An 11877-nucleotide genomic window follows, 5' to 3' on the forward strand; every position below is an offset into this window, starting at 1 on the left:
GGGACGGGCGGGCGGCCCCACCACGCGGCGCTGCGAGTCCGTGCCCAGCACCGGGGTCGCGTAGTCGCCGCTGTAGGCCGCCTCGGGCTCCGGGGCGGGGACCGGCTCCGGGGCGAAGCCCTCGAGCACGGCCACATGCAGGTCCCGCGAGGGCGGGACGGCTGTCAGGAGCGTCAGCCGCGCCGCCGCCTCGATCGCGTGGCGGTGCACTCCCGCGGTCTCGGGACCTCGCGCGATCTCCTTCAGCCGTGCCCGCTCCGAGGGGTCCGCGAGGGCCAGGGCGTCGAGGGCGGCCAGGGCCCGCAGCTCCGGGTCCTCCGGGCCGCCGAGGGGCACGAGCGCGTCGAGGACCTGGGCGAGGGCGGTCGCGGCTCCCGGCCGCTCGGCCCCCGTCGCCGCGAAGCGGCCCTGCGCGGCGGACTCGACGAGGGCGCGCTGGGGCAGCGGGAGGCCGAGCAGGACCCGCAGAACGTCCACCTCCCGTCGGTCGCGGGTGCGGTCGTTCGCGGCGGCGGGGGAGACCAGCGAGCGGACGTCGCCGCTGGGACGGGTCGCGAGCGCCGCGCGTCGGGCCCGGTCCAGCACGGCCGCCTCGCCGGGCAGGCCGCTCGCGGCGAGCTCGGCGGCATCGCGCAGGCACGAGCGCAGCACGCTGACGGTGAGCGCCGAGGCACGGGCGGCGGAGCCGGTCACGTGGACCGCGAGACCGTGGATCCGCGGACCGAGCACATCCAGCAGCGCACCGGCTGCGCGACGGTCCCCACCCGCGGTGCGCCGCAGGAGGGTCCGCACCGGATCGAGCCGCTCCCCGAGATCGATCGTGTCCTCCGGGATCCCGGGAAGATCCATGACGTCCCCGGTCGCTGCCTCGCTGACCATCCGGGCCCCTCCATGCGCTGTGCTCTCGTCGACGGCACCGCCCCCACGGCGCCGCTCCCCATTGTGGCAGGCAGGAGCGCCGCCTCGGGCGCAGAGCGCGCGGAACGGGGACGAGTGGGGGAGGAAGAGGGGAGCGGAGGTCGCTGAAAGTTCTTGCAAGAGGGTTGACAGATCGTGACGGCCACTCGTGCGGATGATCGGGAGATGTCCCAACAGTGCTGGTGAAGGTCCAGAAATTATCTCGGACTTCGGTGATCCGACACGCAAGTCCACTGCAAGAAGAAGGCCCGGCTCGGGTATCTTGGGGGTCATGAAGCCGATCTCCACGATCACCGTCGCCTCCGAGCTCCCGGACGCCCTCGCCCCCCTGCGCGATCTCGCGCTGAACCTGCGCTGGTCCTGGCGTCGACAGACCGTCGACCTGTTCCGCAGCCTGGATCCGCAGGTCTTCGTCGACAGCGGCGAGAACCCCTTCGCGATGCTGCCCATGGTGCCCGCCGGGCGCCTGGCCGAGGCGGCGCGGGACGAGTCCTTCCTCGCACGGATGCGCTCCGAGGTCGGGGACCTGCGCACCTATCTCGACTCCGCCCGTTGGTTCCAGCGCACCGTCCCGGGCGAGCAGGGCACCGGCCAGGGCTCCTCGATCGCGTACTTCTCCATGGAGTTCGGGATCAGCCCCACCCTGCCGATCTACTCCGGCGGCCTCGGCATCCTCGCCGGCGACCACCTGAAGTCAGCCTCGGACCTCGGCGTCCCCCTGACCGCCATCGGCCTGCTCTACCAGTGGGGCTACTTCTCCCAGTCCCTGGATCGCAGCGGCTGGCAGCAGGAGGAGTACCGCCTCAACGACCCCGCCGACCTCCCCGTCGAGCCCGTCCTCGAGCAGGACGGCACCCAGCTCACCGTCCGCGTGACCCTCCCGGGTGGCCGCGACGTGGCGATCGCCGTGTGGAAGGCCCAGGTGGGCCGGGTCGCGCTGCTGCTGCTGGACACGAACGTCGACGGCAACGACGAGTCCGCCCGCCAGATCACCGACCGCCTCTACGGCGGCGACCACGAGCACCGCATCGTCCAGGAGATCGTCCTGGGCATCGGCGGCGTCCGCGCCGTGCAGGAGTACGCCCGCGTCACCGGCGGACCGGCCCCCACCGTCTTCCACCTCAACGAGGGCCACGCCGGGTTCTCCGGGCTGGAGCGCGTGGGTCGCCTGATCGAGGGCGGCGCCGGGTTCTCCGAGGCCGTCGCCGAGGTGCGCGCCGGCACCGTCTTCACCACCCACACCCCGGTCCCCGCAGGCATCGACCGCTTCGACGCCTCGCAGCTGCGCGGCTACCTCGACGCCGACGAGAACGGGCTCTCCCGCCTGATCCCCTCCCTCCCGGTCGAGGCCGCGCTCGCGCTCGGCATCGAGGAGGGCGGCGACATCTTCAACATGGCCCAGCTCGGCTTCCGCATCGCCCAGCGCTCCAACGGCGTCGCGAAGCTCCACGGCGCCGTCTCCCGCGGGATGTTCCAGAACCTGTATCCGGGCTTCGACGTGCCCGAGGTCCCGATCGGCTCGGTCACCAACGGCGTGCACCGCCGCACCTGGACCTCCGCGCACATGGACGACCTGTACAAGAAGGCGCTCGGCGACGTCGACATCTCCTCCATGTCGGACTGGAGCGCGCTGTCGGCCCTCACGGACCATGAGCTCACCTCCACCCGGGACGCGCTGCGCGCGGACCTCGTGGCGATGGCGCGCAAGCACGTGAAGGACTCCTGGCTGCGCCGCGGGGCCGACGAGGCCGAGCTCGCCTGGACCGACCACATCCTCGACCCGGGCGTCCTGACCATCGGCTTCGCCCGCCGCGTCTCGACCTACAAGCGGCTGACGCTGATGCTCTCGGATCCCGAGCGCCTCAAGCGGATCCTGCTGGACGAGGAGCGCCCGGTCCAGATCGTCGTGGCCGGCAAGTCCCACCCGGCCGACCGCCCCGGCAAGGAGTTCCTCCAGCAGCTGGTGCAGTTCGCCGACGACCACGGCGTGCGCCACCGGATCGTGTTCCTGCCCGACTACGACATCCGCATGGCCTCGGTGCTGATCGCCGGGGCCGACGTCTGGCTGAACAACCCCGTCCGCCCCGAGGAGGCCTCCGGCACCTCGGGCATGAAGGCCGTGCTCAACGGCGGTCTGACCTTCTCGATCTCCGACGGCTGGTGGGATGAGATGAAGGACGCCGCGGCCGGGTGGACGATCCCGACCGCGGACGTCGCCGACCAGGTCGAGCGCGACCGGATCGAGGCCGGGGCGCTGTACGAGATCCTCGAGCAGGAGATCGCGCCGCTGTTCTACGAGCGCGACGCGCGCGGGATGCAGCGCGGCTGGATGACGAAGGTCCGCTCCTCCCTGGTGCGGATCGCCCCGCAGATCACCGCCGCCCGGATGGTGCGCGACTACGTCACCGACCTCTACCTCCCGGCCGCTCGTGCCGCGGGCGCCTTCGCCGCGGATCCCGCGCTGGCCAGGGCGTTCACCGAGTGGAAGGCACGCGTGGGGCAGGTGTGGTCGCAGATCGCCGTGCGCGATGTGCGCCTCGAGGGCACGACCGGGGACCGGGTGGCGACCGGCGCCGAGGTCACCCTCTCGGCCGAGGTCGACCTCGCCGGCCTCGCGGACGAGGACGTGCTGGTGGAGGCGGTCCTGGGAGAGGTCGCCGACGGGGATGAGATCATCGATCCGCAGCTGATCCCGCTGCGTCGCGGGGACGACGGGCGCTTCGCCGCCCGCTTCGCCCTCGCCGTCCCCGGCAGGGTGGGCTGCACCGTGCGGGTCACCCCGCAGCATCCGGTGCTGTCCTCCCGCGCCGAGCTCGGGCTGGTGACCACCGCCTGAGGCTCACCGCCCGACGCACCCTTCAGAGAGGCCTCGAACCCGTGCCGACCCGTCGACAGCTCCTGCTCACCGCCGCCGCGACGGGACTGGCCGGGGTCGGGGCCCTCTCCGGTTGCTCCCGCGGCGCCCCTGCCGAGCTCGAGGACGGCGACCGGCTGCGGATGCGGGTGTGGAGCGAGGCGGCCGGCGCCGCCTACGAGGAGTCGCTGGCCGCGTTCACCGCGGACAGCGGCATCGAGGTCGAGCTCGAGGTGCTGGGCTGGGACGACTACTGGACCCAGCTGCCGCTCGACGTCGCCGGCGGCACCCTGCCCGACGTGCTGTGGATGAACACCGCCCATCTCGCCGAGACCCATGCCGCAGGGGTGCTGCTGGACGTCGGCGAGATCGTCGGGGGCGACAGCTCCGCCTGGGAGCAGGTCGCCACCGACCTCCACCGGATCGACGAGACGCTGTGGGGCGTGCCCCAGTACTACGACCAGAGCCTGCTGATCGCGAACCAGGGCCTCGTCGCCGCCGCGGGCGGGGACGCCTCCGCGCTGGTCTTCGACCCCGGCGCGGGCTCCGACCCGCTGCGGGAGCTCGCCACCGCCCTCACCGCCGACGGGGAGGGCCGTCATCCCGGGGACGAGGGCTTCGACCCCGCCGCCCGCACCACCCACGGCTTCAGCGCCCACCCCGACCGCTCCTCGGTGCTCGGCCCGTTCCTCGCCGGGCAGGGCGGGGCCTGGCAGGACGAGGAGGGATCCGTCACCCTCGCCACCGAGCAGGGCGTCGCCGCGATCCAGTACCTCGCCGACCTCGCCTCCGCCCATCTCGCGCCCGCCGCGGCCGAGACCGTCGAGGAGCCCGGCCGCTGCCGGGACCTCTTCGTCGGCGGGCGGCTGGGGCTGCTGCAGACCGGCACCTACGACCTCCACACCCTGGCTGAGGAGATCGACGGCGCCTTCGAGTGGACCCTGCATCCGGTGGTCGCGGGGCCCGAGGGCGCCCGTCCCCTGGTGCACTCCGTCGCGGCCGCCGGCGTGGATCCTGACGACGAGGACCGCGCCGCGGCGATCGGGAGGCTGCTGGGCTGGCTCGGCTCGGTCGAGGGCCAGCGCCCGCTGGCCGAGAACCGCCTCGGGATCCCTGCGCACCGCGACCTGCGCGGCGCCTGGGAGGAGAGCTGGGCGGGCGTCGGCGTGGACGTCTCCGCGGTGGAGGTGCCGCAGGAGCCGGCCCTCCCCGAGCACGGGGCCCGCTCCGCGGAGGCGACCGGCGAGGCCCTCGCGATCATCGCCGAGGTGTTCCGCGGCGACACCACGGCGGAGGAGGCGCTGCCCCGCGCCCAGGAGGCCGCCCGCACGGTCATGTCCTGACCGGCGGCGGCCCCGCCGGATCACGACCCCGCCCGATCAGCCCCGGCGCGGCGCCCGGATCATGCCCTCCTGCGTGACCGTCGCGACGAGCTCACCGGACCGGTCGAAGATCTGCCCGTGGGTGAGGCCGCGCCCGCCCGAGGCGGAGGGGGAGCGCTGGACGTACAGCAGCCACTCGTCGGCCCGCACGTGGCGGTGCCACCAGATCGCGTGATCGATGGTCGCCATCTTCAGACCGGGCGTCATCCAGCTCAGGCCCTGCTTGCGCAGGATCGGCTCGAAGGGCGTGTAGTCGCTGGCGAAGGCGAGGATCGCGTCGTGCAGCAGCGGGCCCGCGTCCACCGGGGCGAGGGTGCGCATCCACACCATCTGCGCGTCGATCGTGCCGCCGTTCGCGTCGGGCCGCAGGTAGATCGGGTCGGTGACGTGGCGGATGTCGATCGGCCGCTGCGTGGACCAGTACTCGGCGACCGGGTGCTCGATTCCCGCGAGCACCTCGGCGGTCGTCGGCAGCCCCTCGGGGTCCGGGGCCTCGGGGGCGTGCTCGGCGTGCTCGAGCCCCTCCTGCTCCTCCTGGAACGAGGCGGTCATGGCGAGGATCGTGCGCTCGCCCTCCTCCTCGGTGCGGCCGGGCTGAGTCGCGAGCACGCGTCGGACGGAGAAGGAGCCGCCGTCGCGCAGCGCGTCGACCTCGAAGCGGATCGGGTGCGCGGGATCGCCCGGGGCGAGGAAGTAGGAGTACATCGAATGGATCCGACGGCCCTCCGGGGCGGTGCGGCCCACCGCAGTGACGGCCTGGCCCATCACCTGGCCGCCGAAGACATGACCGCCGGGCTGCGGGGAGGAGTCCCCCTCGTAGACGGCGATGGCGGTGGGGGAGGATGCCGCCCCCGCGGCGTCGACGGGGCGGAGGTCCAGCAGGTCGACGAGGCCCGCGGCGATGCGCGCGTGGTCGGGGTTCGAGGCGGTCATGCCCCGATCGTACTGGTCAGGCCGTGCCGGTCCGGCGAACTAGCATGAGCATCATGCAGTTCTCGATCACCACCGACGCCACGCCCGAGCACCCCGCACCGCTGGACGTGCCCGTCCCCGTGCGCTGGACCGACCTCGACGCCTACGGGCACGTGAACAACGCCGCCATGGTGCGCCTGCTCGAGGAGGCCCGCATCGCGGCCTTCTGGCAGCCCGCGCCCGATCAGCTCGCGCTCGGGGCGCAGCAGCCGCCCGCCGCCCTGCCGGTCAGCGGCGCCGGTACCGAGGACACGGACATCGCCACGGTCATCGCTTCTCAGCGCATCGAGTACGTCCGTCAGCTCGGCCACCGCCGCGACGGCGTGGTGGTGCGGCTGTGGCTCTCCCGGATCGGCGGGGCGAGCCTGACCGCGGACTATCTCGTCCTCACCCGCGACGACCCCGAGGGGAGGGCACCCTACGCCCGCGCCCGCACCGTCATGGTGCTGGTGGACGCGGAGACCGGCTCCCCGGTCCGCTTCGAGCAGGAGGCCCGCGAGTCGCTGCGCGCCTTCACGGGCGAGCCGCTCACCTTCCGGGACTGATCCGCCGCGTGATCATCGGCACCGGGGAGCGCACCCCGGCCGTGGGAGGGCGGGCCGGCCGGCTCAGGCCAGCCGGTCGGGGACCTGCTGCCCGGCCGCGGGCGCCTCGCCGCCGTCGACCGTGTTGAGCATCGAGTGGGCGGCCCGCTCGAGATAGTCCCACAGCGTCTGCTCGTGCAACGGCGCGAGCTCCAGCTCGTCCAGGGCCACGCGCATGTGGCGCAGCCAGGCGTCCCGCGCCGAGGGGGAGACGGGGAAGGGGGCGTGGCGGATCCGCAGCCGCGGATGCCCGCGCTCGGCGCCGTAGGTCTTCGGCCCGCCCCAGTACTGGGCGAGGAAGGTCTCCAGGCGGTGCTTCGCCCCGGTGAGGTCCTCCTCGGGGTACATCGGGCGCAGCAACGGGTCCTCGGCGACACCCTCGTAGAACCGCTCGACGAGCCGGGCGAAGGTCGGCGCACCGCCGACGGCGTCGTAGAAGCTCTGCTGCTCGGGCGAGCGGCCTGCGGGGGTGGTCATGGTCGTGCTCCGTCTCTTCCGGGGCGGGATGGGTTCACTTCCCCGCTTCGACGAAGCGGGGCAGGGCGAAGGCGACGTGGGCGGAGGCGAAGCCGGCGCGGATCCGTGACCGCAGCTCCCGCTCGACGCCCCACTGCTGGCCGGGGACGGTCTGCACCACGACGCGGCGCTGGTAGCGGTTGCCGTCGACGTCGAGGATGCCGCTGATGTCCGCCGGGGCGAGGATCAGCTCCTTCCACTTCGGGTCGGACTGGAGATCGGCGGTGACCTGCTCGAGGATCCTCGTGACCGTCTCATCGTCGGCGCCGGCGTCGATGTCGAGGGTGACCACGGCGTTGGAGAAGCCGCGGGCGTAGTTGCCCACGCGGATGATCTCGCCGTTGCGGACGGTCCACAGCACGCCGTCCATGCCGCGCACCTGGGTGGCGCGGAGGTTGATCGACTCGACCGTGCCCTCGGCGTACTCGAGGTCCACCCAGTCGCCGACGGCGACGATGTCCTCGAAGAGCATCACGATGCCCGCCACGACGTCCTTGATGATCGTCTGCGCGCCGATGCCGGCGGCGAGGCCGACCACGCCGAGACTCGCGATGACCGGGGCGATGTTCACGCCGATCTCGGAGAGGATCATCATGAACGCGATCGCCCAGATCACGGCGCGGGCCACGTTGCGGGCCACGTTCGAGAGGGTCTCGGCGCGCTGCTCGCGACGTGCCTGGGCGGCCTTCTGCGAGCGGGGGTCGCGCTTGATGACGGTGCCCGCCACGGTGGAGATCTTGGAGCCGGACTGCACCATCGTGGTGAAGAAGCGGCGCAGCAGCCAGCCTGCCACCAGGCTGAGGACGGTGGCCGCCACGAGGATCACGACGATCTTCACGCCGCTGGTGGCGAGCCACTGGAGCAGCTGATCCGCGAGGCCCAGCGCCTCGTCCGTGGAGGGGGCCGCGAGCAGGGGACCGAGATCGGGAGGGAAGTCGTCAGGCATGTGCTCGACGATATCCTCGCCCCGCCGGGGCCGTCATGGCCCGGACGGGGCGAGGCTCGTCACCGTCGGCTCACTCGACGTCCGCGGCGCGCACCCGCTCCTGGCGGGCGACGGTGTCGCGGCCCTCGATGATGATGCGGCGCAGGCCGAAGGGTGCGTCCTCGGAGTCGGCGAGCCACTGGTCCGCGGCGTCGAGCACGCCCTGCCCGCCGTAGGAGTGCGGGAAGTAGCCGGAGACCAGGCGGGTCGCGATCTCGTTCGAGCGCTCCGCCCAGATCCGGGAGATCTCCTCGAAGTAGCGCGGACGGTACGGGGCGATCAGCGTCTCATCGGTGACGCGGCGGAAGCCCTGCACCACCGCAGTGACCGACTCGTTGGCCAGTGTGTCCTTCTCGACCGTGCGGCGCCATGCCTTGGCCTTGGCGACCTCGGTGGGCAGCGCGGCACGGGCGGTGAGGGCGTGCTTGCGGCCGGACTGGGTGTCGTCGGCCGCGAGCTGCTCGTCGATGCCGGCGGTGTCGATCCCGCCGAGCACGGCCAGGGAGATCACGAGCTTCCAGCGCAGATCGGTGTCGATCTCGCGGCCGGGCAGGGCGATGCCGCCGCCGAGCAGCCCCTCGAGGGTGCTGCGGTGCTCGGCGGTGCGGGCCAGGCGCGCGAAGCTCTCCAGCAGCTGCAGCTGCGTGTCGGAGCCGGCCTCGGCCTCCTGGGCGAGGGCCCAGACGGCGTCGGCCGCCTGCTCGGTGCGGCCGGCGCGCTCCTCCGCGGCGGCGTACGGGCCCGCGACGGACTCGAGCTGCTGGAGCAGGGTGCGGACCACGGAGGAGGAGCTCTCCCCGGTGAGGTTCGCGAGCACCAGCTGCTGGAAGCGGCGGCTGGGCAGCTCGGCGTCGCGCACCATGTCCCAGGCGGCGGACCACAGCAGGGTGCGGGCCAGCGGGTCCTCGAGATCGCGCAGGTGCTCCATCGCGACGACGAGGGAGTCGGCGTCGAGGCGCACCTTCGTGTAGGTCAGGTCGCCGTCGTTGAGCAGCCAGAGGTCGGCCCGGCGCCCGGCGAGCTCGGGCACCTCGGTGAGCTCCCCGTCGACGTCGAGCTCGAGCGTCTCGGTGCGCACCAGCTTCCCGTCCTGCAGGGAGAAACCGCCCACCTGCAGGCGGTGCGGGCGCAGCACCGGGTGCTCCGCCGGGGCGGTCTGCCGGATCGCGAAGCGGGAGACGGCGCCCTCGGCGTCGTGCTCGATGACGGGGGCGAGGGTGTTGACCCCGGAGCGCTGCAGCCACAGCTGCGCCCAGCGGGTCAGGTCGCGGCCGCTGGTGGCCTCGAGCTCGGTGAGCAGATCGCTCAGCTCGGTGTTCCCCCAGGCGTGCTTCGCGAAGTAGGCGCGCACGCCGGCGAAGAACTCCTCCCGGCCGACGTAGGCCACCAGCTGGCGCAGCACGGAGGCGCCCTTGGCGTAGGTGATGCCGTCGAAGTTCGTCTCGACGGCCTCGAGGTCGACCATGTCGGCGACGATGGGGTGGGTGGAGGGCAGCTGGTCCTGCTGGTAGGCCCAGCTCTTCTCCGACAGCGCGAAGGTGGTCCAGGCGTCGTCCCAGCGGGTCACCTCGGCGCTGGCGAGGGTGGAGGCGTACTCGGCGAAGGACTCGTTCAGCCACAGGTCGTCCCACCAGCGCATGGTCACCAGATCCCCGAACCACATGTGGGCGAGCTCGTGGAGGATGGTGAGGTCACGCCGCTCGCGCACCGCGTCGGCGACGTCGGAGCGGAAGACGTAGGACTCGACGTAGGTGATCGCGCCGGGGTTCTCCATCGCGCCCATGTTGTACTCGGGCACGAAGACCTGGTCGTACTTGCGGAAGGGGAAGTCCTGGTCGAAGGCGTCCTCGTAGAACTCGATCCCGGCGCGGGTCACGTCGATGACGTCCTGGGCGTCGACGTGGCCTGCGAGGGAGGCGCGGGCGAAGACGCCCATCGGGATCGTGCGGCCGTCGCGCGCGGTGACCTCGCCGGTCCCGCCCTGGTAGTTGCCGGCGATGAGCGCGACGAGATAGGTGGACATCCGCTCGGTGGGGGAGAAGGCCCAGGTCGCCGTGCCCTCGCCCGCGGCCGACGGCTCCGGCGTGGGGGCGTTGGAGATGACGCGCCAATGGTCGGGCGCGGTGACGGTGAGCTGGTAGGTCGCCTTGAGATCGGGCTGCTCGAAGCAGGCGAACATCCGCCTGGCGTCGGAGACCTCGAACTGGGTGTAGAGGTACACCTCGTCGTCGACGGGGTCGACGAAGCGGTGCAGGCCCTCGCCGGTGTTCATGTACCGACCGGTGGCCAGGACGCGCACGGTGTTCGCGCCCTCGGCGAGGGCGGGCAGGCGGACGCGGGCGCCGTCGAAGCGGGAGGCGGGATCGGGCAGGAGATCCCCGTTGAGCTCGATCTCGTGGACCTCCTCGGCGATCAGGTCGAGGAAGGTCTCCTGCGCCTCCGCGGCGTCGAAGCGCAGCGTGGTCTCCGTGCGGAAGGTCCGCTCGTCGGTGGTGAGGTCCAGCCGGATCTCGTAGGCGTCGGTGCTGAGGAAGGAGGCGCGGCGGCGCGCCTCGTCCCGGGTGAGGTTCTCTGAGGACATGGGGCCATCCTGCCACCGGGCCCGGCCCCTGCGCTCAGCGTCGGGTCAGGTCCAGGTCCCAGCTGTAGTGCTCGGGCAGCCGCGGCAGCTCCCAGGTGGGGTCCGGGAAGAAGTACTCGTAGCCGGCGGAGAAGGGGTAGGTCCACTCGGCGATGTGCCGCTCGGCGTCGCGGCCGGCGGCGCGGATCCCCTCGACCTCCTCGGGGCTGAAGTAGCCGGTGCGCTCGGCACCCTCGAGCTCGTCCTCGTCCTTGTAGTGCCAGTCGCGGCGCGGCAGGACGACGAGGTCGAGCACCAGGTCACGGGTGCGCACGCCCTCCTCGGTCCGCTCGTAGGGGGTCTCGAGGTTGACGTAGTAGCAGCCCAGCGTGCCGTCGTCCTTGTAGAACAGCCAGATCGAGTAGGGCTTGTCGGGCAGGCCGATCATGAGGATCCCGTTGCCGGTCCAGAGCTGCTTGGACTGCACGCGGGGTGCGGTGAACATGCCCTCGTCGCCGGCGCGGCGCAGCGCCGCCCCGGACTCGAGCACGGGCAGCAGCACCTCGGTGCCGGGGGCGATCCACACCACCACGCCGCGGTCGTCGTCGAGCACGACGGTGCCGGGGCGGACGGTGCGGGTGGGGTGCTGCGGGGTGTAGTAGGTCCAGGTCACCTGGTCGCCGGGCGACCAGCGCGGGGTGGAAGACATGGTGGCGGTCCCGGCCGGATCGGCCTCCGCGGACGCCCCGTACCGACCGGCCACCGGGCCGGGGCTGCGCTGCCCGTGGAGGGGTAGGCGTATGGGGCGACCCTACCGCGTCGTCATCTCAGCCGGTGGCGGCACGCCGTCGCGGCGGGCGCCGAATCGGAGCGTCGGCTCAGGTCAGCGCGGTCCAGGCCAGGCCCGCCGCGCCGAGGAGGCACAGCAGCGCGAGGACGAGCAGCAGCACGCCGAGCCCGAGGCGGCGCCTCGAGGGAGCGGGGCGGGGGTCCTCGGCGGTCGGCGCCTCGACGACGCGCTCGGTGGTGGTGGCGTCCTCCCACCGGGCCCGGACGGTCGGGGCGGGAGGGGCCCCGGCGGCCGACATCGATGGCGCGGGCGCCGG

9 protein-coding genes and 1 pseudogene are annotated in these 11877 nt (G+C 72.8%); 3 read left to right on the forward strand and 7 right to left on the reverse strand.

The genetic code is table 11. From position 1 onward, the window contains the following. Window positions 1-879, reverse strand: a pseudogene (locus tag HMPREF3159_RS14910) (hypothetical protein); the annotation flags it as partial. 310 nt (window positions 880-1189) lie between these two features. Between HMPREF3159_RS14910 and glgP the strand changes: the two are divergent. After that, the gene (glgP, locus tag HMPREF3159_RS14915; protein ID WP_070501940.1) at window positions 1190-3754 is read left to right on the forward strand and encodes an alpha-glucan family phosphorylase; all 2565 of its coding nucleotides are present in this window, start codon (window positions 1190-1192) and stop codon (window positions 3752-3754) included. 41 nt (window positions 3755-3795) lie between these two features. Beyond that, window positions 3796-5115, forward strand: a complete 1320-nt coding sequence (locus HMPREF3159_RS14920; RefSeq protein ID WP_070501942.1) for an ABC transporter substrate-binding protein — start codon at window positions 3796-3798, stop codon at window positions 5113-5115. A gap of 36 nt (window positions 5116-5151) precedes the next feature. Here the strand turns inward: HMPREF3159_RS14920 and HMPREF3159_RS14925 are convergent, their stop codons facing one another. Then, on the reverse strand, window positions 5152-6087 hold the full coding sequence (locus HMPREF3159_RS14925; RefSeq protein WP_083305979.1) for an acyl-CoA thioesterase: 936 nt from the start codon (window positions 6085-6087) through the stop codon (window positions 5152-5154). Between the two features lie 53 nt (window positions 6088-6140). Here HMPREF3159_RS14925 and HMPREF3159_RS14930 point away from each other — a divergent pair, with 53 nt between their 5' ends. Then, window positions 6141-6671 (forward strand): acyl-CoA thioesterase, encoded by a 531-nt coding sequence (locus HMPREF3159_RS14930; protein ID WP_070501954.1) that lies wholly within the window; start codon window positions 6141-6143, stop codon window positions 6669-6671. 63 nt (window positions 6672-6734) lie between these two features. Here HMPREF3159_RS14930 and HMPREF3159_RS14935 read toward each other — a convergent pair whose 3' ends face one another. The 5 genes from HMPREF3159_RS14935 to HMPREF3159_RS17590 all read right to left on the reverse strand — a co-directional run. After that, complete coding sequence (locus HMPREF3159_RS14935) at window positions 6735-7187, reverse strand: globin (RefSeq protein WP_010551109.1); 453 nt, start codon at window positions 7185-7187, stop codon at window positions 6735-6737. A 34-nt stretch (window positions 7188-7221) separates the two neighbouring features. Further along, window positions 7222-8172 carry a mechanosensitive ion channel family protein gene (locus HMPREF3159_RS14940; RefSeq protein ID WP_070501944.1) on the reverse strand — a complete coding sequence of 317 codons (951 nt, stop codon included), beginning with the start codon at window positions 8170-8172 and terminating at the stop codon, window positions 7222-7224. A 70-nt stretch (window positions 8173-8242) separates the two neighbouring features. Next, window positions 8243-10792: an aminopeptidase N gene (gene pepN, locus HMPREF3159_RS14945; RefSeq protein ID WP_070501946.1), complete on the reverse strand. Its 2550-nt coding sequence runs from the start codon at window positions 10790-10792 to the stop codon at window positions 8243-8245. Between the two features lie 34 nt (window positions 10793-10826). Continuing rightward, window positions 10827-11480 (reverse strand): ribonuclease FAU-1 family protein, encoded by a 654-nt coding sequence (locus HMPREF3159_RS14950; protein ID WP_070501948.1) that lies wholly within the window; start codon window positions 11478-11480, stop codon window positions 10827-10829. Window positions 11481-11649: 169 nt separating this feature from the next. Then, on the reverse strand, window positions 11650-11877 hold a 228-nt coding region (locus tag HMPREF3159_RS17590), incomplete at its 5' end, for a hypothetical protein (RefSeq protein WP_210388889.1).

The organism is Brachybacterium sp. HMSC06H03, from assembly GCF_001807385.1.
GTDB lineage: Bacteria > Actinomycetota > Actinomycetes > Actinomycetales > Dermabacteraceae > Brachybacterium > Brachybacterium conglomeratum.